The sequence below is a fragment of the Pseudomonas sp. genome, assembly GCF_002796985.1.
Taxonomy (GTDB): domain Bacteria; phylum Pseudomonadota; class Gammaproteobacteria; order Pseudomonadales; family Pseudomonadaceae; genus Pseudomonas.
In genome coordinates this window covers 336,558-363,361 of record NZ_PEKX01000008.1, presented here as the reverse complement: position 1 = coordinate 363,361, position 26,804 = coordinate 336,558, and the positions used below count along the sequence as shown (strand labels likewise).

General features: G+C 63.7%; 25 protein-coding genes. 9 read left to right on the top strand and 16 right to left on the bottom strand.

Annotation, left to right across the window (positions count from 1 at the left end; genetic code table 11):
* Positions 1–275: 275 nt before the first annotated feature.
* The 6 genes from msrQ to CTR55_RS14305 all read right to left on the bottom strand — a co-directional run bounded on the left by msrQ (position 276) and on the right by CTR55_RS14305 (position 6,227).
* On the bottom strand, positions 276–884 hold the full coding sequence (msrQ, locus tag CTR55_RS14330) for a protein-methionine-sulfoxide reductase heme-binding subunit MsrQ (protein WP_296287119.1): 609 nt from the start codon (positions 882–884) through the stop codon (positions 276–278).
* Positions 884–1,894 carry a protein-methionine-sulfoxide reductase catalytic subunit MsrP gene (gene msrP, locus CTR55_RS14325; protein ID WP_296287118.1) on the bottom strand — a complete coding sequence of 337 codons (1,011 nt, stop codon included), beginning with the start codon at positions 1,892–1,894 and terminating at the stop codon, positions 884–886. The genes msrQ and msrP overlap by 1 nt, the downstream gene beginning before the upstream one ends.
* 57 nt (positions 1,895–1,951) lie before the next feature.
* Positions 1,952–2,776 (bottom strand): CDP-diacylglycerol--serine O-phosphatidyltransferase, encoded by an 825-nt coding sequence (pssA, locus tag CTR55_RS14320; protein ID WP_017516328.1) that lies wholly within the window; start codon positions 2,774–2,776, stop codon positions 1,952–1,954.
* A gap of 147 nt (positions 2,777–2,923) precedes the next feature.
* Positions 2,924–3,940 carry a ketol-acid reductoisomerase gene (gene ilvC / locus CTR55_RS14315; RefSeq protein ID WP_296287115.1) on the bottom strand — a complete coding sequence of 339 codons (1,017 nt, stop codon included), beginning with the start codon at positions 3,938–3,940 and terminating at the stop codon, positions 2,924–2,926.
* A 62-nt stretch (positions 3,941–4,002) separates the two neighbouring features.
* Complete coding sequence (gene ilvN / locus CTR55_RS14310) at positions 4,003–4,494, bottom strand: acetolactate synthase small subunit (RefSeq protein ID WP_081520739.1); 492 nt, start codon at positions 4,492–4,494, stop codon at positions 4,003–4,005.
* A 2-nt stretch (positions 4,495–4,496) separates the two neighbouring features.
* Positions 4,497–6,227, bottom strand: coding sequence for an acetolactate synthase 3 large subunit (locus tag CTR55_RS14305; protein WP_296287111.1), 1,731 nt, complete (start codon positions 6,225–6,227; stop codon positions 4,497–4,499).
* Positions 6,228–6,630: 403 nt separating this feature from the next.
* Here CTR55_RS14305 and CTR55_RS14300 point away from each other — a divergent pair, with 403 nt between their 5' ends.
* Positions 6,631–7,083 (top strand): DUF4124 domain-containing protein, encoded by a 453-nt coding sequence (locus CTR55_RS14300; protein WP_296287109.1) that lies wholly within the window; start codon positions 6,631–6,633, stop codon positions 7,081–7,083.
* 7 nt (positions 7,084–7,090) lie between these two features.
* Here the strand turns inward: CTR55_RS14300 and CTR55_RS14295 are convergent, their stop codons facing one another.
* Genes CTR55_RS14295 through mrcB form a run of 3 tightly spaced genes read right to left on the bottom strand, consistent with a single transcriptional unit; the run spans position 7,091 to position 10,588 of the window.
* Positions 7,091–7,420 (bottom strand): YqcC family protein, encoded by a 330-nt coding sequence (locus CTR55_RS14295; RefSeq protein ID WP_296287107.1) that lies wholly within the window; start codon positions 7,418–7,420, stop codon positions 7,091–7,093.
* Positions 7,420–8,247 (bottom strand): tetratricopeptide repeat protein, encoded by an 828-nt coding sequence (locus tag CTR55_RS14290; protein ID WP_296287105.1) that lies wholly within the window; start codon positions 8,245–8,247, stop codon positions 7,420–7,422. Before CTR55_RS14290 ends, CTR55_RS14295 begins: the two co-directional genes overlap by 1 nt.
* A gap of 16 nt (positions 8,248–8,263) precedes the next feature.
* On the bottom strand, positions 8,264–10,588 hold the full coding sequence (mrcB, locus tag CTR55_RS14285) for a penicillin-binding protein 1B (RefSeq protein WP_296287104.1): 2,325 nt from the start codon (positions 10,586–10,588) through the stop codon (positions 8,264–8,266).
* Between the two features lie 216 nt (positions 10,589–10,804).
* Here mrcB and CTR55_RS14280 point away from each other — a divergent pair, with 216 nt between their 5' ends.
* The 3 genes from CTR55_RS14280 to CTR55_RS14270 all read left to right on the top strand — a co-directional run bounded on the left by CTR55_RS14280 (position 10,805) and on the right by CTR55_RS14270 (position 13,767).
* Complete coding sequence (locus CTR55_RS14280) at positions 10,805–12,367, top strand: bifunctional aminoglycoside phosphotransferase/ATP-binding protein (protein WP_296287103.1); 1,563 nt, start codon at positions 10,805–10,807, stop codon at positions 12,365–12,367.
* Positions 12,368–12,589: 222 nt separating this feature from the next.
* On the top strand, positions 12,590–12,862 hold the full coding sequence (locus CTR55_RS14275) for a TfoX/Sxy family protein (protein WP_045216847.1): 273 nt from the start codon (positions 12,590–12,592) through the stop codon (positions 12,860–12,862).
* A gap of 104 nt (positions 12,863–12,966) precedes the next feature.
* Complete coding sequence (locus CTR55_RS14270; protein WP_296287102.1) at positions 12,967–13,767, top strand: cyclic nucleotide-binding domain-containing protein; 801 nt, start codon at positions 12,967–12,969, stop codon at positions 13,765–13,767.
* Between the two features lie 528 nt (positions 13,768–14,295).
* Here the strand turns inward: CTR55_RS14270 and CTR55_RS14265 are convergent.
* Genes CTR55_RS14265 through CTR55_RS14245 form a run of 5 tightly spaced genes read right to left on the bottom strand, consistent with a single transcriptional unit; the run spans position 14,296 to position 18,965 of the window.
* Positions 14,296–15,192: a ChaN family lipoprotein gene (locus CTR55_RS14265; protein WP_296287101.1), complete on the bottom strand. Its 897-nt coding sequence runs from the start codon at positions 15,190–15,192 to the stop codon at positions 14,296–14,298.
* 11 nt (positions 15,193–15,203) lie between these two features.
* A complete protein-coding gene (locus CTR55_RS14260; protein WP_296287099.1) occupies positions 15,204–15,971 on the bottom strand; it encodes a heme ABC transporter ATP-binding protein in 768 nt (255 codons plus the stop codon).
* Entirely contained in the window at positions 15,971–16,954 is a 984-nt protein-coding gene (locus CTR55_RS14255; protein WP_296287140.1) for an iron chelate uptake ABC transporter family permease subunit, read from the bottom strand. The genes CTR55_RS14260 and CTR55_RS14255 overlap by 1 nt, the downstream gene beginning before the upstream one ends.
* A gap of 50 nt (positions 16,955–17,004) precedes the next feature.
* A complete protein-coding gene (locus tag CTR55_RS14250; protein WP_296287138.1) occupies positions 17,005–17,886 on the bottom strand; it encodes a helical backbone metal receptor in 882 nt (293 codons plus the stop codon).
* Between the two features lie 23 nt (positions 17,887–17,909).
* Entirely contained in the window at positions 17,910–18,965 is a 1,056-nt protein-coding gene (locus tag CTR55_RS14245; protein ID WP_296287097.1) for a ChuX/HutX family heme-like substrate-binding protein, read from the bottom strand.
* Positions 18,966–19,232: 267 nt separating this feature from the next.
* On the opposite strand from CTR55_RS14245, the gene CTR55_RS14240 reads away from it, so the two are divergent.
* Entirely contained in the window at positions 19,233–19,568 is a 336-nt protein-coding gene (locus CTR55_RS14240) for a Rieske 2Fe-2S domain-containing protein (protein WP_296287095.1), read from the top strand.
* A 263-nt stretch (positions 19,569–19,831) separates the two neighbouring features.
* Here CTR55_RS14240 and sfsA read toward each other — a convergent pair whose 3' ends face one another.
* The gene (gene sfsA / locus CTR55_RS14235) at positions 19,832–20,539 is read right to left on the bottom strand and encodes a DNA/RNA nuclease SfsA (RefSeq protein WP_296287094.1); all 708 of its coding nucleotides are present in this window, start codon (positions 20,537–20,539) and stop codon (positions 19,832–19,834) included.
* Positions 20,539–21,711 (bottom strand): pyridoxal phosphate-dependent aminotransferase, encoded by a 1,173-nt coding sequence (locus CTR55_RS14230; protein WP_296287093.1) that lies wholly within the window; start codon positions 21,709–21,711, stop codon positions 20,539–20,541. Before CTR55_RS14230 ends, sfsA begins: the two co-directional genes overlap by 1 nt.
* 334 nt (positions 21,712–22,045) lie before the next feature.
* Here CTR55_RS14230 and dksA point away from each other — a divergent pair, with 334 nt between their 5' ends.
* The 4 genes from dksA (at position 22,046) to CTR55_RS14210 (ending at position 26,784) form a co-directional block, all read left to right on the top strand.
* A complete protein-coding gene (gene dksA / locus CTR55_RS14225; protein ID WP_296287092.1) occupies positions 22,046–22,489 on the top strand; it encodes an RNA polymerase-binding protein DksA in 444 nt (147 codons plus the stop codon).
* A 95-nt stretch (positions 22,490–22,584) separates the two neighbouring features.
* Positions 22,585–23,472: a tRNA glutamyl-Q(34) synthetase GluQRS gene (gene gluQRS, locus CTR55_RS14220; RefSeq protein WP_296287090.1), complete on the top strand. Its 888-nt coding sequence runs from the start codon at positions 22,585–22,587 to the stop codon at positions 23,470–23,472.
* 200 nt (positions 23,473–23,672) lie between these two features.
* Positions 23,673–23,849 carry a hypothetical protein gene (locus CTR55_RS14215; RefSeq protein ID WP_015478907.1) on the top strand — a complete coding sequence of 59 codons (177 nt, stop codon included), beginning with the start codon at positions 23,673–23,675 and terminating at the stop codon, positions 23,847–23,849.
* On the top strand, positions 23,833–26,784 hold the full coding sequence (locus CTR55_RS14210; protein ID WP_296287089.1) for a sensor histidine kinase: 2,952 nt from the start codon (positions 23,833–23,835) through the stop codon (positions 26,782–26,784). Before CTR55_RS14215 ends, CTR55_RS14210 begins: the two co-directional genes overlap by 17 nt.
* Positions 26,785–26,804 lie beyond the last annotated feature (20 nt).

The following is a 26,804-nucleotide window of genomic DNA, read 5'->3' as shown; positions in this document are numbered from 1 at the left end:
TCGCTTGGGCTTCAGCGAAGGCGAACCTTCTCATCAGCGGGAGGCGCATTCTACAGCGATCAAGCCCACTGTCAAGCACCTCGGCGACCTTCTTTTCAGCTCGCTGCCGGAGCAGCTAATGAAGAGCGACAAGTGAATCACCTGCCTGATCACCACTCTCAACCTCGAATCTCTGTAAGTGCTTGATTTTCAAGTTCTTTCAGCGCTTCGTCGCTGGGAGTGGTGCGCATTATAGGGAGTTTAAATCGGCCGTCAACGACTAATTTAAACTTTCTTCAGTTAGCTGCCAGACGGCCCCGCAATAACGGTAAACGCCGAGCCACAGGCGGCGCCCGCAACAGCATCAGGATCATGCCAATGGCTGCATAGATCGCCCAGCGCTCCAGGTCGGACCGTACGACCCACAGCATATGCAGCAATCCCAGACCGAGGATGACATATATCAGGCGATGCAGCTTCTTCCAGCCCGTCCCCAGTTTTCGCATGCTGTAGCGGTTGGAGGTGAGCGCCAGGGAGAGCAGGCCGAGAAAGGCAACGAACCCGACGATGATGTAGGGACGCTTGCGCAGTTCGACACCCAGTTGCGCCCAGTCCAGCCCCAGGATGAAGACGGCATAGGCGCTCAGGTGCAGCACTATATAAGTGAAGCACCACAGGCCCAGTTGCCGCCTGACCTGCACCCAGCCTCCCCAGCGGGTGAGCTTCTGCAGGGGAGTCATGGCCAGGGTTATGAGCAACAGGATCAGACCGCCCTGCCCCAGCCGGTCGACCAATGCCTTGCCCGGATCCGGACCGAGGTCGAAGATCCACGCCTGGTACAGCCAATAAAGCGGCGGCAGCAGCGCGGCCAGAAACACCCCAGCCCGCCAGAACGGATAGCGCATCAGTAATCCTTCCTCAGGTCCATGCCTGCATAGAGCGAAGCGACTTCATCGGCATAGCCATTGAACATGAGCGTAGGACGAACATTGGGGCTGAATAATCCACTGGGCAAACGGCGCTCGCGCGCCTGGCTCCAGCGAGGATGGTCCACAGTCGGGTTGACGTTGGCGTAAAAGCCGTACTCGTCAGCCGCCAGGCTTTGCCAGGTGGTCTTCGGCTGCTCTTCCACGAAACTGATCCGCACAATGGACTTGGCGCCCTTGAAGCCATACTTCCAAGGCACCACCAGGCGAAGCGGCGCTCCGTTCTGGCTCGCCAGCACCCGGCCATACATGCCGACTGCCAATATCGCCAACGGATGCATTGCCTCGTCCATACGCAGCCCTTCCACATAGGGCCAGTCGATCAGGGCGAAGTTGGACTGCACACCCGGCATGTCCTTGCGATCCACCAGGGTTTCGAAGCGCACGTACTTCGCCTTGCTGGTCGGCTCCACTCGCTTGATCAGTTCGGAAATCGGGAAGCCGATCCAGGGGATGACCATCGACCAGGCTTCAACACAGCGCAGCCGGTAGATGCGCTCCTCCAGCCGATAAGGCTTGATGAAGTCCTCGAGCCCATACTGGCCGGGCCTGGCCACCTCTCCATCGATCACCACTGACCACGGCTCGGTCTTCAGGGCGCCAGCATTGGCAGCGGGATCACCCTTGTCCGGGCCGAACTCGTAAAAGTTGTTGTAGGTGGTCGCGTCCTTGAACGGTGTGATGGCTTCATCTTTCACCGTCACGACATCCCAACGGGTAGCCGAGAGCTTTTCCGTCAGCCAGGAAGGAGTTGCCGCTTCGGTTACGTCCGCATAACGACCGCCTTCGGCAAAACTCAGGCGCGGCAATCCGGACAGAGCGGCAGCCGCCATCGCACCACCGAGAAAGTGGCGACGGGAAAGATAGAGAAATTCAGGAGTGACTTCCGATTCGTGGCAATCGGAAAGGCGGGACGACTTGATCAGCATGACGGGCTCCGCAACGGCTGGCTGTATGCGCCAGTAGACTGCGGAGCCCGCTGGAAATTACACGGCAGGCGGCTGCTTGCGACGGCGCAATTGCAGCAAGTATTGCACCGGGCCGGAGGTGGCGTAAGCAAGGAACAGCAGGAGCAGGATGCGCGGCGGGTCGGTGAAGACCACCGCGAATGCCAGCACCACCACCAAGATCGCCATGAACGGCACACGGCCACGCAGGTCGAGGTCCTTGAAGCTGTAGTACTTGATGTTGCTGACCATCAGCATGCCGGCGGCAGCGACCATCAGGGCAACCAGCAGGGAAACCTTGGCACCCTGCACGTCGAAGTCAGCAAACGCCCACACCGTACCGGCAACCAGGGCTGCGGCAGCCGGGCTGGCCAGACCGATGAAGTAGCGCTTGTCGGCCTTGCCCACCTGGGTATTGAAGCGCGCCAGACGCAGCGCGGCACCCGCCACATAGATGAAGGCGACCATCCAGCCGACCTTGCCCAGGCTGCTCAGCGCCCACTCGAAGGCAACCAGCGCCGGAGCGACACCAAAGGCGACCATGTCGGACAGCGAGTCGTACTCGGCGCCGAAGGCACTTTGGGTATTGGTCAGGCGGGCCACACGACCGTCGAGGCCGTCGAGGACCATGGCGACGAAAATGGCGATGGCGGCGTTGGAAAAATCGCCGTTCATGGCATTGATGATGGCGTACAGACCGGTGAACAGTGCCGCAGTGGTGAACAGGTTGGGCAGCAGATAGATGCCGCGATGACGAACCTTGCGACCTTCGGCGTCATGGCCCTCTTCGATGTGTTCATCGATGGGCAGCAGACTTTCTTCGGTGTCGGAAGCCTTGTTGGGCTCCTCGTGACCTTCACTCATGGATGATTCCTTGAGACTCGTTGAGGCTGAGATTTGCCGGGGCACGCTACTGCGCGGACTAGCCCGGCACCCCGCTTTATACCAGATCACCACCCCAGAACGAAAAAACGCGGCAAGCGCCGCGTTTCTTCGTTTGTCGATAGGGCCTTAGTTCTTGGCCTTGTCGACGATCTTGTTGGCAGCGATCCACGGCATCATGGAGCGCAGTTGCTCGCCGATGACTTCGATGCCGTGAGCGGCGTTGTTGCGGCGCTTGGCGGTCATCGACGGGTAGTTGGTAGCGCCTTCGGAGATGAACATCTTGGCGTATTCGCCGTCCTGGATGCGCTTCAGAGCGTTGCGCATGGCCTGACGGGATTCGGCGTTGATCACTTCCGGGCCGGTCACGTACTCGCCGTATTCGGCGTTGTTCGAGATCGAGTAGTTCATGTTGGCGATGCCGCCTTCGTACATGAGGTCAACGATCAGCTTCAGTTCGTGCAGGCACTCGAAGTAGGCCATTTCCGGAGCGTAACCGGCTTCAACCAGGGTTTCGAAACCAGCTTTCACCAGCTCAACGCAACCGCCGCACAGAACAGCCTGCTCACCGAACAGGTCGGTTTCAGTCTCGTCCTTGAAGGTGGTTTCGATGATGCCGGTACGGCCGCCGCCTACGCCGCAGGCGTAGGACAGAGCGACGTTCTTGGCATTGCCCGAGGCATCCTGGTAGATGGCGATCAGGTCAGGAATGCCGCCGCCCTTGACGAACTCGGAGCGCACGGTGTGACCCGGGGCCTTCGGCGCGATCATGATCACGTCGAGATCAGCACGCGGGACGACCTGGTTGTAGTGGATGGCGAAGCCGTGAGCGAAGGCCAGGGTAGCGCCCTTCTTCAGGTTCGGCTCGATCTCGTCCTTGTACAGGCGGCCCTGGAATTCGTCCGGGGTCAGGATCATGACCAGGTCGGCAGCGGCAACGGCTTCAGCCACTTCGGCGACTTTCAGGCCGTGGTTCTGAGCCTTGGCAACGGAGGAAGAACCCGCACGCAGGCCGACAGTGACGTCGACGCCGGAGTCTTTCAGGTTGCAGGCGTGGGCATGGCCCTGGGAACCGTAACCGATGATGGCAACTTTCTTGCCCTGAACGATGGAGAGGTCACAGTCTTTATCGTAGAAAACGCGCATTTGGGTAATCCCCTGTCAGTTGGCCTCGTGGGCCTTATTCAAATCGGATGCTGAGAGTCAAATCAGATGCTGAGAGTCTTGTCGCCACGGGCAATGCCGGTGACGCCGCTGCGGACAACTTCGAGGATCGACGCGGTGCCGACGGCCTGGATGAAGCTGTCCAGCTTGTCACTGGTACCCGCCAGCTGCACGGTGTAGACGCTGCTGGTGACGTCGACGATCTGTCCGCGGAAGATGTCGGTGGTGCGCTTGACCTCGGCGCGCTGAGCACCGGTGGCCTTCACTTTCACCAGCATCAGTTCGCGCTCGATGTGCGCGCTCTCCGAGAGATTCACCAGTTTTACCACCTCGATGAGCTTGTTGAGGTTCTTGGTGATCTGCTCGATGACCTCATCCTGACCGGCGGTGGTCAGGGTCAGGCGCGACAGTGTCGGATCCTCGGTCGGAGCGACGGTCAGGCTTTCGATGTTGTAGTTGCGCTGGGAGAACAGGCCAACCACTCGGGAGAGCGCACCGGGTTCGTTTTCCAGCAGCAGGGAAATGATGTGTCGCATGATCAGGTACGCTCCGTCTTGCTCAGCCACATGTCGCGCATCGCACCACCGCGGATCTGCATCGGGTAGACGTGCTCGCTGGTATCGACCTGGATGTCGAGGAAGACCAGGCGATTCTTCATCGCGAAGGCTTCTTCCATCATCGGTTTCAGATCTTTCAGGTCGGTGATGCGCATGCCGACGTGGCCGTACGCTTCAGCCAACTTGACGAAGTCCGGCAGCGATTCCATGTAGGAGTGCGAATAGCGGCTGTTGTACTGCATGTCCTGCCATTGGCGGACCATGCCCAGCGCACCGTTGTTCAGGTTGACGATCTTCACCGGCAGGTCGTACTGCAGGCAGGTGGACAGCTCCTGGATGTTCATCTGGATGCTGCCTTCACCGGTCACGCAGGCGACGTCGGCTTCGGGGAAGTTCAGCTTCACACCCATGGCGGCCGGGAAACCGAAGCCCATGGTGCCCAGGCCGCCGGAGTTGATCCAGCGATTGGGTTTGTTGAAGCGGTAGTACTGCGCGGCGAACATCTGGTGCTGACCCACATCGGAAGCGACGAAGGCATCACCGTGGGTAACTTCGCAGAGGGTCTCGATCACGGTCTGCGGCTTGATGATGCTGCCGTCGCCCATGCTGTACGGGAACAGGCCACGCGAACCGCGCCATTCCTCGATCTGCTTCCACCAGGCAGCCTGGGCTTCCTGATTCGGGGTCTCACCGATTTCCTTGAGGATCGCGACCATTTCGGTCAGGACGCTGTCCACCGGGCCAACGATCGGGATGTCGGCTTTCACGGTCTTGGAGATCGAGGCCGGATCGATGTCGACGTGGATGAACTTGGCGTTCGGGCAGAACTTGGCGGCGGTTTCGCCATTGATCACGCGGTCGTCGAAGCGCGCGCCGACAGCGAAGATCACGTCAGCGTGGTGCATCGCGAGGTTCGCGGTGTAGCTGCCGTGCATGCCGAGCATGCCGACGAACTGGCGATCGGTGCCCGGATAGCCGCCCAGACCCATCAGGGTATTGGTGACTGGCAAGTTGAGCATGCGCGCCACTTCGGTCAGCGGCTCAGCGGCATTACCCATGATCACACCACCACCGGCGTAGATGATCGGGCGCTTGGCGGCCAGCAGCATCTCGGCAGCCTTGCGGATCTGGCCGGAGTGGCCGCGAACCGCTGGGCTGTAGGAGCGCAGCTTCACTTTTTTCGGGTAGTTGTATTCGAACTTCTGGGTCGGATCGCCCATATCCTTCGGAATATCGATCACCACCGGACCGGGACGGCCGGACTGGGCAATATAGAAGGCCTTCTTGATGACCTCAGGGATTTCCGACGGGTGCTTGATGATGAAGCTGTGCTTCACGATCGGGCGGGAAATACCGACCATGTCGGTTTCCTGGAACGCGTCGGTGCCGACCATGTTGCTCGCCACCTGGCCGGAGATCACCACCATCGGGATGGAGTCCATGTAGGCAGTGGCGATGCCGGTAACGGCGTTGGTCGCGCCGGGACCCGAGGTCACCAGCACCACACCCGGCTTGCCGGTGGCACGCGCATAGCCATCGGCCATGTGGGTGGCGGCCTGCTCGTGGCGAACCAGGATATGGGTGACTTCGCTCTCTTTGAACAGAGCGTCGTAGATATGCAGGAGGGCACCGCCCGGGTACCCGTAGATGTACTTAACGCCTTCGTCACGCAGGGAGCGGACGACCATTTCAGCGCCGGATAAAAGTTCCACGTTGTCACCTCTAGAACGCTATATACGGAAACCCCCAACGTGGGGGACCGACTTGGATGGCTGCCCGGCAGACATGGGCGAATGTAATCGCCGGCTACGTCGACTGCCGATTGAGCAGAACCTGGAGACACTCCTGTTTGTGTTACGGAGAGCCTCCACCCAGCGCGAGGTAACGCGAAACAGGGTGAAACTTTACGGCGCGGGTAGCACCTCTTGTCTGCCGAGTAAAACCAGCTTGCGGCCGGCCCACTGCAGCGAACCTTGGATTCTTCTGAAACGAAGCGGCCAAGTCAAGCCATATATGGCTTTGAATGAAGCAGGGATGTGAACTTTCTCAGAGTGAATAAGCGCACGATTTGGTTATAGTTACCGACAGACTCCGCCTCCCAAGGATCGACAAAGCATGCGACGGACGATTTTCATGGGCAGCCTGCTGCTCGCACTGGCCCCGACCGTGATGGCCGCGCAGGTCTACAAATGGGTCGACGCTCAGGGCATTACCCACTTCGGCGCGCAACCGCCCGAAGGCGCCAGCGCCGCCACCGTCAACACCAATGCCGCCCCACCCAAGGCCAGCAGCAACTTCCCGCCGCCCGCCGCCGCCGTGCAGCCCCTGCCACCCAGCGACGACGAGAAACAGAAGGCCGCCGACGAGAAAGTGCGCCAGGAAGTGGCGCAGCAGGAAGCCGAGCGCCTGAAGCAATGCGACAAGCTGCGTGTTGACGTGGCCCAACTGAAGAACAACCCGCGCATCCGAGTGGATGACGGCAACGGTGACCTGCGCCGAATCACCGAAGAGGAGCGTCAGGAACGCATCGCGGCCAGCGAGAAAAGCATTCGCGAGAACTGCAACTGACGCCCGTTCAGGCCGTCGGACTGATCAACTGGTCGAAGGCGCCGAGCGCATCCAGCAGCGCTGTTACTCGCGCGCCTTCGTTGGCATAGGCCATTTCCGCGATAGCACGGATACCCGAGGCATTAGGCAGGTCCGCGCCGTTTTCAATGATCAGCTTCATCCGCGGCAGAAATATCCACTGCAGCCACTCCTCCAGCGCCAGCGTATCCACGCAGAAGGGCTCGATGCTGGAAAGCCTGTCCGTCGACGGGCTTTCACTCCCCCACATGCCGATCGCACGCAGCTCCCGCTCGATCAGCAGCAACTGATCGGCAACAGCCAATACACGGGCATCCATTACAGGGTCACCTTGGCTTTCTGACGCGCCTCGGCGGCGCCGGCAGCATTGCCCTGCTGGTCACGGCACTTGGCGATCAGGTCCCACAGGCTGGCCTGCATGGTCGGGCGTCCATTGGCCAGAGACAGGCCGCGCAGCGCTACCTGCTCGGCCTGCGCCGCATCCCCCTGGGCCAGGCGAACCTGGGCCAGCTTGTAAAGCACTTGTGGCTCGCGCGGAGCGATGCGCTGAGCACGCTCCAGGCTGGCGGACGCACCATTCAGATCACCAGCACCCTGCTGCTGCGAAGCGGAAGTCAGCAGCGCCAGCACCGGACCATCCAGCTGCTCGTCAGCCGAGAGCCCGGAGTTACTCGACGGAATCCCGGACGGCCCCTGGTAGGTGCTGCCCTGACTCGACGGCGCGACCTGCTGAGTCTGGTACGCAGGCTGCTGGTAGGTCTGCGACTTGAAACCACCGCTGGAGGTGATACCGCCGCTGGTGGCGATCGGCTGCTGCGAAGAATAGGTCGAGCCGGCGGCACCCGGGGACGTGGTCATCGGAGCAGTGCTGATCGGCGCGGCGCCGGTCTGTGCCGGGAAAGTCTGGATCGGTGCAGCGCCTGCATCCTGCGGGACCATCACGGTAACGCCGGAGTCGCCCTGCGGGATGCTCTGGCCGGCACCGGCCCTGACCGGCGCCTGAGTGTTACCACCCGCACGACCAACACGTTCCGAGTTGGAAACGGAGGTACCGGAATCCTGCACGGGAATCGCACCGTGCTGCGGGGACGCACAACCGGACAGAAGCGCCAGAGTCGCCGACGCTGCAAACCAAGCTTTTCTCACTTCCAATCCTCTCGCATCAGTTCAGCCAGCCGCGCACCCAGTCCATGACTTCGCCGGCGGGGGCCTGGTTTCCGCAACCCGCGCCCGGCGCAGGTTCGCTTCCTCGAATATAAGGCATCTGCACTGCACCGGGGCAGTTGGCGTCAGTGCCCTGCCCGGTATGTGGATCGACCCAGGCCTGCACCACGTTGTCCGGCATCGGCATATCCAGCGGAGCGGGGTCGGCCTTGCGCATGAAGCTGGTCCAGATCTGCAGCGCGCCAGTGGCCCCGGTGAGCGGCGTCTTGCCATTGTCGTCGCGGCCGATCCACACCACTGCCAGCAGGTCCTGACCGAAGCCAGAGAACCAGCTGTCGCGGGAATCGTTGGTGGTGCCAGTCTTGCCGGCCAGGGTCAGGGACGACGGCAACTGGTTGTAGACCGAGCGACCAGTGCCCTCGCGCATCACACGCTGCATCGCACTCTGCACCAGGTAGATGGAACCCGGATCGAAGCGCTGCTCGACCTGGAACGGGTAGCGCTTGAGCGGCTGCCCGTCCGCAGCCAGCACGCTACGGATGCTGCGCAGCGGGGTATTGAAGCCGCCGCTGGCGATGGTCTGGTACATGGTCGCCACCTGCATCGGGCTCAGCGCGCCGGCGCCCAGCAACATCGACGGGTAGGCCGGCCAGTTCGGCGAGACGCCCAGGCGTTCCAGGGTCTTCAGCACGTTGGGCACGCCCAGGTCCAGGCCGAGCTTGGCGGTGGACAGGTTCAGCGAGTTGGCCAGCCCCTGGTAGAGGAAGATGGTGCCGCGCGCCTGGTGGTCATAGTTCTGCGGCTTCCACACCTGCCCGTCCTTGCCCTTGACCTGGAACGGTTCGTCCTGGATGTAGCTGGTCAGGGTGTATTGACTCGGCCGCTCCAGCGCGGTCAGGTAGACCGCCGGCTTGACCAGTGAACCAATCGGTCGCACCGCATCGACGGCACGGTTGAAGCCGGCGAAACGTGGATCGCGACTCCCGATCAAGGCCTGAATCTCACCGGTTTCCGGGTTGGTCACGACCATCGCGGTTTCGGTTTCGGCAACGCCCTTGCGGCCCTCAAGACGCTTGAAGGTTTCGCTGACGGCGGACTCGGCCTTCATCTGCAGGATGGGGTCGAAGCTGGTGAAGATCCGCAGGCCTTCTTCGGTCAGGTCCTCGTCGCGGTAGTCTTCGCGCAGCTGGCGCTTCACCAGGTCGAGGAAAGCCGGATAGGAGCTGTTGGCCATGCTGCCCTGGCGGGTCACGCCCAGCGGCGCCTGCTTGGCGGCGGCAGCTTCCTCGGGGGTGATCACGCCCTGCTCGGCGAGCACATCGAGCACGACGTTGCGGCGCTCCAGCGCGCGCTCCGGGTTGCGGCGCGGGTTGTAATAGGAAGGCCCTTTCACCATGCCGACCAGCAGAGCCACCTGCGGCAGCTTGAGCTCCGACAGCGGTTGACTGAAGAAATACTGGCTGGCCAGGCCGAAGCCGTTCACCGAGCGCTGACCGTCCTGGCCGAGGAACACCTCGTTGAGGTAACCCTCGAGGATTTCGCGCTTGTCGTAGTGCAGCTCCAGCAGCACCGCCATCATGGCTTCGGTGAGCTTGCGCGACAGACTGCGTTCGTTGGTCAGGAAGAAGTTCTTCACCAACTGCTGGGTCAGCGTACTGCCGCCCTGGCGCAACTGGCCGGCGCTGGCGTTGACCCACATGGCGCGGGCAATGGACTTGATCGAGACGCCATGGTGGTTCCAGAAGTCGCGGTCTTCCACGGCGACCAGGGTATCGATCAGGTACGGCGGCACCTGGTCGAGCTTGATCAGAATGCGATCTTCATTGTGCGCCGGGTACAGGCCGCCGATCAGCAGCGGCTCCATGCGCGCAACGGCAAGGTCGCCACCGTTGGCGCGGCTCAGGCCGGCGACATAGTTACCGGAGAAGCGCACACGAATGCGCTGCGCCGGCTCGGCACCTTCATAAAACTGGAAGCCACGGGTATTCAGGTCGACGGCATTGCCGGATACCGCAACGGCACCGGGCCCTGCCACCGAGGCTTCGCGGCGATAGCCGAGCGCGTCCAGCTCACGCAGGAAGTCGTCCTTGCCCATTTTCAGGCCGACGAACAGCTCCAGCGGCCGGGCGTAAACCTTGGCGGGAATAGTCCAGCGCTTGCCGGAGAACTTCTCCTGGACAACCGCATCGAGGTACACGGCAAAACCGGCCAGCACCACCACACCGACCAGACCGAGCTTGAGTGCCCAGCCCAGCCACTTGCGCATGGCAGGCGACGATTTGCCGCTTTTTTTACGGGGTTTGGAAGATCGGGGACGCGTCATGGCGGCGCATTATACGTACTTTGTCCACAGGAGACAGACGCCGCTCCCGCGGGCGTCCGGGCTTGATGCGAACTGCCGCGCATCTCGCGAAGTCGGCAGTCGCCGAGCTATGACCCCGCCATGGCCATTTGGTTGCCGCTCGGCCACAGAGTTTGCAGCCGCCGACCCAGCCGCCATAATGCCTGCCTTCAGAAATTCGACCGGAAAGGACATCACGTGAGCCAGACCTTACTCGCAGCCCTGCAGAACCCCGCCCTCTTCCCTCATCCGGTCGAAGGCTTCCGGCTCATCGAAACCCACATCTCCTGGGTGCTGCTCACTGGCTCCTACGTCTACAAGATCAAGAAGCCGGTGAACTTCGGCTTCCTCGACTTCACCGACCTCGCCCAGCGCAAGCACTTCTGCGAAGAAGAACTGCGCCTGAACCAGCGCCTGACCGAAGGCCTGTACCTCAACGTGATTGCCATCACCGGCAGCGAGTCCGCCCCGCAACTGAACGGCGAAGGCCCGGCCATCGAGTACATGATCCAGTGCCGCGAATTCCCGCAGACCCAGTTGCTCAGCGAAGTGCAGGCCCGCGGAGAACTGGGCGCCGAGCATATCGACGGCCTGGCCAAGCAGATCGCCGACTTCCATCGGCGCACCCCGGTCGTCCCCACCGAACACCCGCTGGGTACCCCGGAGGCCTGCATGGCGCCGGTGCGGCAGAACTTCGAGCAGATTCGCCCGATGCTCTCCGACAAGGCCGACCTGCTGCAGCTCGACGCTCTGGAAGCCTGGGCCGAGTCCAGCTTCGAGCGCCTGCACGGCGTGTTCGAGCAGCGCAAGACCAACGGATTCATCCGCGAGTGCCACGGTGACATCCACCTGGGTAACGCCGCGATCATCGACGGCAAGGTCGTGCTGTTCGACTGCATCGAGTTCAACGAGCCGTTCCGCTTCACTGACGTCACCGCCGACTACGCCTTCCTCGCCATGGACCTGGAAGACCGCGGCCTGAAATGCCTGTCGCGACGTTTCGTCAGCCAGTATCTGGAATACACCGGCGACTACCAGTCCCTGGCCCTGCTGAACTTCTACAAGGCTTACCGCGCCCTGGTTCGCGCCAAGATCGCGCTGTTCAGCCTGGCGCACCAGACCGACGCCGTGCAGAAGGCCGCGACCCTGCGCCAGTACCGCAACTACGCCAACCTGGCGGAAAGCTACAGCGCCATCCCTTCGCGCTTCCTGGCCGTGACCGTGGGCGTTTCCGCCGTCGGCAAGAGCCAGGTGGCGCTGCGCCTGGTCGAAGCGCTGGGCGCCGTACGCCTGCGCTCGGACGTGGAGCGCAAACGCCTGTTCGGCGAGCAGAACGCTGCACAGCAAGGTCAGCTCAAGAGCGGCATCTATGAGGCGGACGCCACGGCGGCAACCTACCAGCGTCTGAACGAACTGGCTGTGGATATCCTCCGCGCCGGCTACCCGGTGGTGCTGGACGCCACCTTCCTCAAGCTTGAGCAACGTGCTGCGGCCTGGGAAATCGCCGAAGAAACCGGCGTGCCCTTCCTGATCCTCGATTGCCACGCACCGGAGGCCGTGATCGCCGGCTGGCTGGCCCAGCGCCAGAGCGATGGCAACGATCCGTCCGACGCGACCCTGGAAGTCATCCAGGCGCAACTGGCCAGCCGTGACGCCATCAGCACCGAGGAGCAGCAACACAGCAAGCGCGTCGACACCCCGGACGCCGCCAGCCTCGACGCCCTGATCGCCAGCATCCGTCAGCGCCTGCCGGGCCTCTGATCCACCACCTGTCGGCCGGGATCGCCCTCGCGCGGCGATCCCGGCTGGTGGCCACGCCACCCCGCAAGCCCTCGCCAAAGCCCTGCCCGCATTCACGGCGATGTCACAAAGCCACGTTTTTCCCAGTCAACGCTACACTTCCCTGAGCGTGTCCGGCCGCTACGAGCAGTTCTCGGCCCTATCAAGACCTGACACCCATCGCGCCCATCGCAAGGACAGACGATGAACGACGAACTGCTGCACCTGAAAAATCTTGGCAAGACCTCAGCCCAATGGCTGCATGCCGTGGGTATCCACAGCGCCAGCGACCTGCGCCGCCTGGGGGCGGTCGGCGCTTACCGAGCCGTGCGCGCCCGCGGCTTCCGCGCGTCGAAAGTGCTGCTCTATGCGATTGAGGGCGCCCTGCTGGATGTGCACTGGAACGACCTGCCGCCGGCACACAAGGCCGCCCTCCTTGGTGAGCTTGAGACATTTCCCGCACGTAACAAGAGCTAGCGCACAAGCTCTGTGGGAAAATGTTTACGCAAGGTGCCTGCCCGCTTATGGTCTCAGGGCCCTTCGTGCGCCCTCGACCGTCGCCATATCAAGGAATTACGGCCATGTACCTACTCGGTGAACAACCTGCTTACGCCGATCGACTGATCAATCGCCTGCAGGGCATTCCGGCGCAATTGCTCGCCGGCCTGGAGCCCGCTGGCGAAGCCATTCGCCTGGAACGCTCCGACGACCTGGAAGGCGAACTGCCCGGCAAGCACCTGTTCCTCATCGAGAACGGGCTGGTCCACGCTCTGGTAGATGAGCGCCCGCTGTTCTACCTGCAGGAAGGCGATCTGGTCGGCCTGCGTCAGGGCATCGAACTGCCGCCCTGCCGCTACGTCAGTGAAGAGCCGCTGTGTCTGATCCCTTATCTGCGTAGCGAAGTCTTCCGCCACATCCACAACCACGAGCAGCGTCAAGAGCAGTTCCTGCACTACCTGATCGGCCACACCGCTCTGCTGTCGGATGCCCTCGCGCACCTCAAGCAACCGGAGATTCGCCCGGCGACCGGTTTCCAGCACTTCGCTGCCGGCGCCCAGTTGATTCAGCAGGGTGACGACGCCGAGCACGTATTCATCATCATCGAGGGCCATGCCGAAGCTTTCGTCGACGGACAGAAGGTCGGCGACGTGCAGAAGGATGAAATCTTCGGCGCCATGGCCGTGTTCACCCGCGAGAAGCGCAGCGCCTCGGTCATCGCCAGTGAGCCATGCACCGTGATGGTGATCCCGAAGGACCAGTTCCTCAGCCTGATGCAAAGCAACCCGCGCATCGCCCACAGCCTCATCGAGGGTATGGCGCGGCGCATCGACCTGCTGAACAAGGAAGTCACCCAACTGCGCCTGCAACGCCAGACCGACTGAGCCCCTCCCTCCTGAGAAAGCCCGGCCCCGAGCCGGGCTTTTTCGTTTGCGCAGGAGGTATTTCGCGGGCGAGAAAAAATCTGAAGGAAAGAGGTTGACTCTCAAATGATAATGATTATTATTGACTCATCTGGTCGCGAGGCCAGATCGATAACCTCAAGAGACCACGCAGTCGGACTCTTCAGATTATCTCCTCATCAGGCTAATCACGGTTTAGACCCGGCACTTTGCCGGGTCTTTTTTTGCCTCGATTTTTTCCTCTGCGCAGAGCATTCCTGCCCACCGAAAAAAACTTCGGATCGGTCGCAGAAAAGGTGTTGACTCTCAAATGATAATGGTTATTATTACAACCACTGGCTGCGAGGCCAGTTGGATAAGCTCGAGAGACCACGCAGTCGGACTCTTCAGATTATCTCCTCATCAGGCTAATCACGGTTTGGACCCGGCACTTTGCCGGGTCTTTTTTTGCCCGCGATTTCTGCAGCAACCGTCATTCAAGCGCTAATGAAAAAGGGCCTTTCGGCCCCTTCACAGCTTGCCGCGCATCTGCGCGCAATAATCGGTCGGCGGCTGTGCCGGCGTGTACCAGACGTAATCGGCCTGCTCCGGCGCCACGCTCTTGCCGACTTCCGCCAGCATCACCACTTGCAGTCCTTGCGCTGCATCGAGGTCCTGCAGGTGCAGCGGAACCCCCAGGTCGCGCCGCGCATGGAAGCCACCCGCGATCAGCACGGCAGGCTCGGGGGCAGCCTTGAAGCGCTCGGCCATACGCCGGTCGCGCTGCTGCTGCACCGCCAGCATCGCCGGCAACTGGCTTTCCGGCAGCAAACCGCAGTGAGACTCGCGGATGTCTTCCAGCAACGCCTCTCGCACCTGCGCTGTCGTGGAGGCAGCGCCCTGTAGTCCGGGCTTTTTCCGATAGATCTCCATGATCTCGCTGCGATCCAGGTTGGCCGCCTGCAGCGGCGCCGGCTGCTTCACCAACCAGGTCGCCAGCGGGCCGTATTGCGACCAGTCCCAGCCCGGCTGCCAGTGTAGTGCACCGATCAGGTCGCTCGGCGTATCACCCTTCGCCGCAGCGGACTGGGCGGCGGTCACGGCGCTCTGCTGATTGGGGTTGAGCATTTCCAGTAGTACGCTGCCGTTCGGGCGGCGCCCGGCCAGCGCGCGCACCAGCCAGAGTTCGAGCGCGTGGTGATCGGGATTGTCGTGCTGCTCGCCGACCATCACCCGCGGTGCGGCAGCCAGTCGGTCGAGCAGTTGTGCTGGCGAAAGCTGTTCGCCGCTACGCAGATCGCGGATGACGCCCAAATCGGCACTGTCGCGCCCTTCCGGGCTCTGCCAGACCGGCAGCGGCGGCGCGGCCAGCTGACTCTGGCAGGCGGCGAGCAGGGCCAGCAGCGGAACCAGCAGAACCTTCTTCATGGCGACTCCTTTCAGCGCGCGATGATCAGCGGATGGCCACGCTCCGGATGCTCCTGCACCAGCACATCGAGACCAAAGACAGTGCGCAACGGCTCTGCCTGCAGCACTTCCTGCGGCGTGCCTAGCAAGTGCGTGTGCGCCTGATGCAGTAGCAGCAGGCGATCACAGTAACGCGCCGCGAGATTCAGGTCGTGCAGGATCACCAGCACCGCCGCGCCGCGTCCAGCGAATTCACGCACCGCCTGCAGCGTAGTGTGCTGGTGCAGTGGGTCGAGCGCCGAGGTCGGCTCGTCCAGCAGCAGGACCTGTTCCGCCCCGCCCGGCCAGAGCTGCGCCAGCACGCGAGCAAGATGCACCCGCTGGCGTTCACCACCGGAGAGCGCCAGGTAACTGCGCCCGGCCAGGTGCAAGGCATCGGCGGCGGCCATGGCTTCGCGGATAATCTGCTCGTCACGCTGACGACCACTGTCGTGGGGCAGCCGGCCGAAACCGACGACGGCCTCGACGGGAAAAGCGAAATTCAGCGAGGACGATTGCGGCAGCACGGCCAGCCGGCGTGCGCGCTCGGTACCTTGCCAGGACTCCAGCGGGCGCCCGTCGAGACTCACCGATCCGCCAGCCAGCGGCAACTCACCATTCATGGCACCGAGCAGCGTGCTCTTACCCGCGCCATTCGGCCCAAGCACGCCAAGCACTTCGCCCGGCTGCAGCGTCACGCTCACATCCTGCAGAACGGTCTGGGGGCCGCGCTTCACCAGCAGATTGTCTGCGCGCAGCATCAGGAACGCCCCCGGATCAGCAGATAGAGGAAGAACGGCGCACCGATCAGTGCGGTGACGATGCCGATCGGTAGCTCTGCGGGCGCCAGCGCCAACCGTGCGATCAGGTCGGCGAGCAGGAGCAGGATGGCACCGCCGAACATCGAGGCCGGCAACAACACGCGGTGATCGGGGCCGACCAGCAGGCGCAGCAAGTGCGGCACCACCAGGCCGATGAAACCGATCATCCCGGCGGCAGCCACAGCCGCGCCAACGCCCAGCGCGGTGCAGAGGATCAATTCAACTTTCAGCCGCTCGACGTCAAAGCCCAGGTGACGGGCTTCGGACTCACCCAGCAACAACGCATTCAGCGCATTCACCCGCCGCGGCAACCAGCAGGCCACCAGCAGGGTGATCAGCAACAGCGGCCACAGTCGCGGGTAGCTCGCGCCATTGAGGCTGCCGAGGTTCCAGAAGGTCAGGGTACGCAGCGTCGCATCATCGGCAAGATAGGTGAACAGGCCGATCAGCGCCCCGGCCAGCGCTGTCAGCGCGACACCGGCAAGCAACATGGTCGCCACATTGGTTTGCCCGTTGTGTCGGCCGAGCCGGTAGACCAGTGCCGTTACCAGCAAACCGCCGGCAAACGCGCAGGCGGAGAGCAGATAAGGAGCGAAAGCCTCGGGTAATCCGCCGATGGACGCCCCGAAGACGATGGCGATGGCCGCGCCCAGCGCGGCGCCACTGGAAACACCGATCAGGCCGGGGTCGGCCAGCGGATTACGGAACAGCCCCTGCATTGCCACCCCGGCCAGCGCCAGCACGCCGCCGGTAGCGATCCCCAGCAAGGTGCGCGGCAGGCGGATCTGCCCGACGATCAGCTCGGCCTGGCCGAGGCCGTCGGCGGACACCGGCAGCCCGACCATGTGCGCCAGCGCGCGCAGGGTATCGCCCAGCGGCAGGCTCACCGGCCCGAGGGCCAGTGAGAGCCAGATCACCAGCAGCAGGAGGAAACCGAGGAGCAGGAACAGCGGTCGAGCGGTAACGATCCGGGTCAAGGACGACTTTCCGTGTTCAGGGCCTGCGCGGAAGGATAAAAGGCCTGGGAGAGGCTAGCCAGCCCGTCCGGAATGCGCGGGCCGAGACCACCGACCAGCAGGGTCGGATCGAGCACCAGCACGCGGCCGTCGCGCAGCGCGCTAATCGCGGCAAGGCCGGGGTTCTGCCGGGTCAGCGCGGCGCGGGCCTTGTCACCGTTCAGGGCGCGGTCGCTGAGCACCACCACCTGCGGATTCAGTGCGGTCAGCGCTTCGGTCGACAGCGTCTTGTAACCGCTGTGGGTCGCCAGGTTCCGGCCGCCAGCATGCTGGATCAGCCAGTCACCGGAAGTTTCCTGTCCGGCCACCAGCAGGTTGCCGCCGGCGTGCCCGACCAGCAGGACGACACCGGGCGCGGCTTGCGCGGACTGGGCTTTCTTCACCCACGCGCCCTGTGCGGCGAGACGCGCATCGAAGTCCGCCTCGGCCTGCGCGGCCTTGTCCGGTGCACCGAGCAGCTCGCCCAGGCGCTGAATGGTGCCGTGCACCGTCTTCTCGTCAGCCTTGGCCGAGAGCGTCTCGATCCGCACACCGGCGGCACGCAATTGTTGCAACACCGGGGGCGGGCCCATTTCTTCGCTGCCCAGTAGGATGTCCGGTTTCAGCGCGAGGATGCCTTCGGCGGCGAGCTGCCGCTGGTAGCCGATCTTCGGCAGCGCGTGGAGAGAGGCTGGGTGCAGACTGGTGGTGTCGACCCCCACCAGCTTGCTTTCGCCACCCAGGGCGACGATCCATTCGCTCAGCGACCCGCCGGCACTCACCCAGCGCTGCGGCAACGAATCAGCCAGCGCGCTGGTGGCTGTCAGGCAGAGACCGGCGAACAACGCGCGTGCAGTCATCGAAGTATTCATGGGGTCGATCCTCAGAGGGTCGGGAAGGATTCGGCGAGTTCGCGCCAGCCCTGCAGTTCCGGAATGCCCGGCTTGCGCGCACCGAACACCTGCAGCACCAGCTCGCCATTGGCATCGAAGGCTTCCCAACTGGTGACCACGCCGTCGCTGCTGGGCTTGCGCACACGCCACAGCTCGACCACGCCCGGCGTTTTCAGATGCAGGTTGAACAGCGGGTCGAGGACGTTGAACCAGTCGTCCATCCACTTGAGGTTGCCCACGGTGCCGGTGTGGATCTGGATGCAGTGGGCGTTGCCGACGAAGATCATGATCGGCAACTGGTTGGCCCCGGCCGCCTCCAACAGACGCGGGAGTTCGGCGGTGGCCAGCGGCTCGGCCCACTCTCGACCAGCCAAGCGCAATGCCTGGGTGCGCTGGACCTTGTGCTTCTTCAGCAGGGCGAAGAAATGGTGGGTGTCCTTCAGTGCCGCCCAGCCTTCGCGCAGGGCGGCGACATCGATTTCACCATCGGCCAGCGGCGTGGCCTTGGGCTCCCGCGGGATCAGATCGAGTGCTGAGCTTTGCTCGGCGGCGGTGAAGCTGCGCACCAGCGGGTCCCAGGCGGCGAGGTCGCTCTGCTCGGTGAGGAACACCTTGTGCACAGCGGTGCCCTGGCGGTCGAACACCTGGATGCTGCGCTGGGTGCCATGGGCGGTCTCTTCGCTGATGGCAAAGGCGCTGGCCCAACCACCGAGGAACAGGCGCAGGTCAATGTCCGGAGACACCACCAGCCCCATCTGGCCATTGGCGGAAACGGTCACGTCGCGGTACGGCCCTTTGCGCTCATGCACGCAATGCTCGTTGCGGGTCAGCGCCATGATCTGGCCCAGCTCACCCAGCGCCGGCAGCAGCTCGGCCCAGTCGGTGCGCAGGCGCACAGCGTCCACGCCCAGGCGACTGGCAGTCAGCTCGGCCTCGCTCACGGCCAGATGGTGTGCGGCATCGCGGGCGCGCAGGCGCGGTTTCTCGGCGCGCAGGGCTTGCCAGGCGCGATACAGCTCGGAGGCCGGCGCAGTCAGGGTGGTCATCGTGGAATTCCTCGTTCGAAAGGTGGCCTGCCACGGCGCGGCGGCATGAGCGAACCTTGCCACAGGGAAACCAGGAAATCTATTTGATAATTATTTGCATTAGATGTCAGAGAAGCATAAGGTCGGCGCCGTTTTCGCTGGCAAGGCGCCAGCTCAGCGCCAATCAGCACCGACTTCAGCACACGGAAGTGCACCCTCTTCCGGTATCGTCATCCCCGCGCGGATAATGCCCGCCTCTTGATGCCGTACCTGAATGGAAAGTCCCGGATGATCCTGCTCTGCGCCCCGCATGACCTGGCCGAAGGTCAGAGTCGTGGCTTCAAGGCTGCTGGCCTGAACCTCTTCGCCGTGCGTCGCCAGGGCCGTGTGTACGCCTACCGCAATAGCTGCCCGCACCGGGAAATTCCGCTGGGTTACGACGCCGAGCGCTACCTCGACGCCAGCGGCCGGCTCCTGCAATGCGGGCACCACGGCGCTCTGTTTCTGATCGAGACCGGCGAATGCATCCAGGGGCCGTGCCTGGGGGATGTGTTGGAGGCGCTGCCCTGCCGCGAGGATGAACAGGGCGTCTGGCTGGAAGCGTTGGAGGATACCCAGTCGTAGAATTCCCATCCGGCGGGTTCGCGAGCAAGCTCGCTCCTACAGGAGGATCAAACGCCTGGCCCGGGTTCCCGGCGAGGTGGGTGGCAATGGACGCATTGGTAGGATGGGTGGAGCTTGCGATACCCATGCTGTCGACACGCACAATCGATGGGTATCGCTGCGCTCCACGCCATCCTACCCCGTGTTCCGCCGGATGAGCCCGATGGCTGTTCGTAGCGAGCTTGCTCGCGAACAGTCCCGCACAGTCACCAAGGGTCACGCGGCTACAGAAGGACCTTCAGCGGCCGGTCGAGGCAAATTTCCCTGGTATCCATCCGCGCCCCATACGCCAGCACCTCCACCCCGGCGTTGCGCGCCTCCGCCAGCGCAGCGGCGTAGGCCGGGTCGATCTCCTTCGCGGCGCGCACGGCTTCAATGTCCGACAGATTCACCGCATAAAGAAGCACAGCACGCATGCCCTCGCGCGCCAGCGCAGCCAGTTCACGCAGGTGCTTCGCACCGCGCTGGGTAACGGCATCGGGGAAGGCGGCGACCGAGGTGTCGTCAAAGCCCAGAGTCACACTCTTCACTTCCACGTACACCGGCTTGCCGGCGAACAGCAGGCGGAAGTCCGCTCGACTGTTTTCCTGCCCGTAGGCGACCTCGCGGCGCAGCTCGTCGAACCCCGCCAGCTCCGGCACCCTGCCGGCCAGCAGCGCCTCTTCCACCAGCCGGTTGGCACGCCCGGTGTTCACGCAGGCCAGCCGCCCCTGCGGGGTTTCCACCAGTTCCCAGGTGCCCGGCAGCTTGCGCTTGGGGTCATCGGAACAGCTGAACCAGACACGGCAGCCCTCGCTCATGCAGTTGAGCATCGAGCCGGTGTTCGGGCAGTGGATGGTGAGCAATTCGCCGCTGGCGGTCTCGATGTCCGCCAGGAAGCGCTTGTAGCGTTTGATCAGGCGCGCTTCTTCCAGCGCCGGCTCGAAGCGCATCAGGGACGCCAGGTCTTCAGGCCACGGGCAATGCGCTCCACCGCCTGCTGCAGGCGCTCGACGCTCTGGGTGTAGGCGAAGCGCACGTGGTGCGAGGCCTGATAGCGCCCGAAGTCGATGCCGGGCGTGAAGGCCACGTGCTCGGTCTCGATAAAGTGCTGGCAGAAGGCGAAGGCATCGCCACCGAAGGCGCTGATATCCGCATACAGATAGAAGGCACCCTCCGGCTCCACGGCAATGCCAAAGCCCAGTTCGCGCAGCGCCGGCAGCAGGTAGTCGCGGCGACGGCGAAACTCTTCGCGACGCTCTTCGAGAATCGCCAGGGTCGCCGGCTCGAAACAGGCCAGCGCGGCGTGCTGGGCCATGCTCGGCGCACTGATGTAGAGGTTCTGTGCCAGCTTCTCCAGTTCGCCCACTGCCTCCGGCGGCGCCACCAGCCAACCCAGGCGCCAGCCGGTCATGCCGAAATATTTGGAGAAACTGTTGAGGACGAAGGCCTCGTCATCCACTTCCAGCACGCTGGGCGCATCCAGACCGTAGGTCAGGCCGTGGTAGATCTCGTCCACCACCAAATGGCCACCGCGCGCCTTGAGGGTGGAAGACAGCGCGGCCAGTTCGTCCTTGTGCAACAGGGTGCCCGTAGGATTCGCCGGCGAGGCGGCCAAAGCGCCTACACTGTCCTGATCCCAGTGCCGTTCGATGAGCTCCGGGGTGAGCTGATAACGGCTCTCCGGCCCCACCGGCACCAGTTGCGCGGCGCCTTCCACCAAGCGCAGGAAGTGGCGGTTGCACGGGTAGCCCGGATCGGCCAGCAGCCAGTGCTTGCCCGGGTCCACCAGCAGGCTGCTGGCGAGCAGCAGCGCGCCGGAGCCGCCGGGGGTGACGAGAATGCGCTGCGGGTCGATCGACAGGCCATAGCGCTGGGCGTAAAAGCCGGCGATGGCTTCGCGCAGGGCCGGCAGGCCACGTGCGGCGGTATAGCGCGTGTGACCATTTGCCAGGGCCTTCTGCCCCGCTTCGACGATGGGCGCGGCGGTCGTGAAGTCCGGCTCGCCGATTTCCAGGTGGATAACGTCGTGGCCGGCGGCCTGTAGCTCATTGGCCCGCGCCAGCAGCGCCATGACGTGGAAGGGTTCGATGGCGCGGCTGCGCGCACTGAAGGTGATGGCCATGGAATATTCCGAACTTTGCGACAGAGTCAGGATTCTAACAGGCCACTGATGAATACTGGGCGACCGCCCCAGCAATGGGCGGTTTCCGGGAACATGCAGGCTTCGTCTGGCAAACGCCGACGATTCTGCTCAGGTTTGCAGAAAAACCCACTGGCGATGACCGGCGGGTCGGCGACCTGGCGATCAGGTCATGTGCGGACACTTGCAGGCTCGACAACCGGGAGTAGCATCGCGGTTATCGTTCTGGTAAGTTCGCCCGCTGCGAGCGCGGGGCCGGCGGTGCCGGAGAGGGACCATCCGCGAGAGGATTAGCGAGAGTGAGAGGCGGTTATCCATGCCCACCAAAGCAAAACAACAGAGCAGCCAACTGATTCGTGGCTTCGAGCCCTACCAGGAAACCAAGGGCGAGGAGTACATGAGTGATCGCATGCGCGCGCACTTCACCGCCATCCTCAACAAATGGAAAGTTGAGCTGATGGAAGAAGTGGACCGCACTGTGCACCACATGCAGGACGAAGCGGCGAACTTCCCGGACCCGGCCGACCGCGCCAGCCAGGAAGAAGAGTTCAGCCTCGAACTGCGCGCCCGCGACCGCGAGCGCAAGCTGATCAAGAAGATCGACGAGACCCTGCAGTTGATCGAAGACAACGATTACGGCTGGTGCGATTCCTGCGGCGTCGAGATCGGCATCCGCCGTCTGGAAGCCCGCCCCACCGCCACCCTGTGCATCGACTGCAAGACCCTGGCGGAAATCAAGGAAAAGCAGCTGGGCTCCTGAGCCTGGTTGATCCCGAACGGGGCGCTGCGGCGCCCCGTTTCGTTTCCGCTGAAAAAGTTTTCGCTCAATAAAGAGTCGTCATTCAGAGAGCTTCCATGCCCGCCTCCCGCTACGTCGGACGCTTCGCCCCCACGCCCAGCGGCTACCTGCACTTCGGTTCGCTGGTCGCCGCCGTCGCGTCCTATCTGGATGCGCGCGCCGTGGGTGGACAGTGGTTGGTGCGCATGGAAGACCTCGACCCACCGCGCGAGATGCCCGGCGCCCAAGCCGCCATCCTGGAAACCCTCGAGCGCTACGGCTTCGAATGGGATGGTCCGGTGGAACGCCAGAGCGAGCGCGGCGCAGCCTATGCCGCGCAGGTCGAGCAATGGCTGCGTAGCGGGCTGGCCTATGCCTGCACCTGCTCGCGCAAGCAGCTCGAAGGCAGCAACGGCCTCTATCCCGGTACCTGCCGCGACGCGCAGCACGACTGGCACGGCGATGTTGCCATCCGCCTCCGCGTACCAGAGCTGGACTACGTTTTCACCGACCGACTGCAGGGCGAGTTCCGCCAGCACCTGAGCCGCGAAGTGGGCGACTTCATCATCCGCCGCCGTGACGGGCTGTTCGCCTACCAACTGGCCGTGGTGCTGGACGATGCCTGGCAAGGTGTTACCGATATCGTCCGCGGCGCCGACCTGCTGGACAACACCCCGCGCCAGCTCTACCTGCAGGAACTGCTCGGCATCGCCGCGCCGCGTTACCTGCATGTACCGCTGATCATCCAACCGGACGGGAACAAGCTCGGCAAGTCCTATCGTTCGCCGCCGCTGCAAGCCGACCAGGCCGCCCCGCTGCTGGTTCGCGCGCTAAACGCGCTGGGGCAGAAGCCTCCCGGCGAGCTGCTGCAGGCAACGCCGCATGAGGTGCTCGCCTGGGGCATCGTGCACTGGGATGCCAATGCGATCCCCCACAGCCTGACGCTGGAAGACGCGCAGCTCTAGACTGGTAAAACTGGGCTGCTGCGCGCACTGCTTTTCTGTAGGAGCGAGCTTGCTCGCGAACTTGAATCCCGTTACGAGGCCTGTTCGCGAGCAAGCTCGCTCCTACAAGGCCTGTCTGGAGCGCCTGGTGCAAAGCGCGGCCGGCTTGCCGGCGACTGTGCGCACAGGTAGCCTGCCCGCCGAACAACGAGAGAGACGACATGTACATCTACCGACTGGTGTTGCTCCTGGTCGTGGGCATCTACCTGTTCTCGCCAGCCATCATGGACTGGTGGATCGATCCCCACGGCGCCTGGTACCGCCCGTATCTGCTGTGGCTGATCCTGATCGTCGTCACCTTCATCCTGCAGAGCCAGCGCGATGCTGACGAGCTTTAGCCTTACCCAGCTGATCCTGATCAGCGCCTCCTACCTGATGGTCCTGTTCGGCATCGCCTGGATCACCGAGCGCGGTTACATCCCACGCCGGCTGGTGCGCCATCCGCTGATCTACACCCTGTCGCTGGGCGTGTACGCCAGCGCCTGGGCCTTCTATGGCACGGTCGGGCTGGCCTACCAGTACGGCTACGGTTTCCTGGCGATCTACCTGGGCGTTTCCGGCGCTTTCCTGCTCGCACCCGTGCTGCTCTACCCGATCCTGCGCATCACGCGGGCCTACCAGCTGTCGTCGCTGGCCGACCTGTTCGCCTTCCGCTTCCGCAGCACCTGGGCCGGCGCACTGACCACGCTGTTCATGCTGATCGCCGTACTGCCGATGCTGGCATTGCAGATCCAGGCGGTGACCGACTCGATCAGCATCCTCACCCGAGAGTCCGAGCCCAACCGCGCGGCACTGGCGTTCTGCGCACTGATCACACTGTTCGCCATCCTCTTTGGCGCGCGCCATATCGCCACCCGCGAGCGCCACGAAGGGCTGGTGATGGCGATCGCCTTCGAGTCGCTGGTAAAGCTGGTGGCGCTCTGCTCCATCGGCCTGTTCGCCCTCTACGGCGTATTCGGCGGGCCGGATGGCCTGGAAGTCTGGCTGCTGCAGAACCAGGAAGCCCTGAGCACCCTGCACACGCCGCTGGCCGAAGGGCCGTGGCGCACGCTGCTGCTGGTGTTCTTCGCCGCCGCCATCGTCATGCCGCACATGTTCCACATGACCTTCACGGAAAACCTCAACCCGCGCTCGCTGCTCAGCGCCAGTTGGGGCCTGCCGCTGTTCCTGCTGCCGATGAGCCTGGCGGTGCCGCCGATCCTCTGGGCCGGCCTGCACCTGGGGGCCTCCACCAATCCGGAGTACTTCACCCTCGGCCTGGGCATATCGGTCGACAGCCCCGCCCTGGCGCTGACCGCTTTCATCGGTGGCATTTCCGCCGCGAGCGGCCTGATCATCGTGATGACCCTGGCGCTGTCGGGCATGGTGCTCAACCACCTGGTCCTGCCGCTCTACCAGCCGCCGGCCGAAGGCAACATCTACCGCTGGCTGAAGTGGACGCGCCGCGCGCTGATCGCTGCGATCATCATGGCTGGCTACGCCTTCTACCTGCTGCTAGGCGCCGAGCAGGACCTGTCCAACCTGGGGATAGTCTCCTTCGTCGCCACCCTGCAGTTCCTCCCCGGCGCTCTGGCCGTGCTCTACTGGCCGACCGCCAACCGCCGCGGCTTCATCGCCGGCCTGGTGGCGGGCATGCTGGTGTGGGGCGCCACCATGCTCACCCCGCTGGTGGCGAACATGCAGAGCATCTATCTGCCGCTGTTCAATTCACTCTACGTGCTCGACGACACCACCTGGCACCTTGCGGCGCTGGCCTCGCTGGCAGCCAACGTACTGGTGTTCACCCTGGTTTCGCTGTTCACCGAAGCCAGTGACGAGGAAAAAGGCGCCGCCGAAGCCTGTGCCGTGGACAACGTGCGCCGCCCGCAGCGCCGCGAACTGCTCGCCCACTCCCCGCAGGAGTTCGCCAGCCAGTTGGCCAAGCCGCTCGGCGCAAAGACTGCCCAACGCGAAGTGGAACAGGCCCTGCGCGACCTGCACCTGCCCTTCGACGAGCGTCGCCCCTATGCCCTGCGCCGTCTGCGCGACCGCATCGAGGCCAACCTCTCCGGCCTGATGGGGCCGAGCGTGGCGCAGGACATGGTGGAATCCTTCCTGCCGTATAAAGCCGCCAGCGAAGGCTACGTCACCGAGGACATCCACTTCATCGAGAGCCGCCTGGAGGACTACCACTCCCGGCTCACCGGCCTGGCCGCCGAACTCGACACCCTGCGCCGCTACCACCGCCAGACTCTGCAGGACCTGCCCATGGGCGTGTGCTCGCTGGCCAAGGATCAGGAAATCCTCATGTGGAACCGAGCCATCGAGGAGCTCACCGGCGTCAGTGCGCTCCGTGTGGTCGGCTCGCGCCTGGCCGCCCTGCCCGATCCCTGGCGCGGCCTGCTGGAGGGCTTCATCGATGCGCCGGACGAGCACCTGCACAAGCAGCGCCTTACCATCGAAGGCCAAACCCGCTGGCTGAACCTGCACAAGGCAGCGATCGAGGAACCTCTCGCCCCCGGAAACAGCGGCCTGGTGCTGCTGGTCGAGGACCTCACCGAAACCCAGTCACTGGAAGACAAGCTGATCCACTCCGAACGCCTGGCCTCCATCGGCCGCCTCGCCGCCGGCGTGGCCCACGAGATCGGCAACCCCATCACCGGCATCGCCTGCCTGGCGCAGAACCTGCGGGAAGAACGCGAGGGCGATGGCGAGCTGACCGAGATCAGCGGGCAGATCCTCGAGCAGACCAAACGCGTCTCGCGCATCGTGCAGTCGCTGATGAGCTTCGCCCACGCCGGCGGCAAGCAGGTGGCGGCCGAGCCGGTGTGCCTGGCGGACGTCGCCCAGGAAGCCATTGGCCTGCTGTCGCTGAACAAACGCAGTGTGGACGTGCAGTTCTTCAACCTGTGCGATCCGGAACACTGGGTGGAAGGCGATTCCCAGCGCCTGGCCCAGGTGCTGATCAACCTGCTGTCCAACGCCCGCGACGCCTCCCCGCCCAACGGCGCGATCCGCGTGCGCAGCGAAGCCTCCGAGCAGACCATCGACCTGATCGTCGAGGACGAAGGCAGCGGAATACCCAAATCGATCATCGACCGCCTGTTCGAGCCCTTCTTCACCACCAAGGACCCGGGCAAGGGCACCGGCCTGGGGCTTGCTCTGGTCTATTCGATCGTGGAAGAGCATTATGGGCAAATCACCATAGACAGCCCGGCTGACCCCGAACGCGAATGCGGAACCCGCATCAGCGTCACCTTGCCGCGGCATCCTGGCCCGACGGCCGAGCAGTAAACGAGCACGTCGAGAGAGCT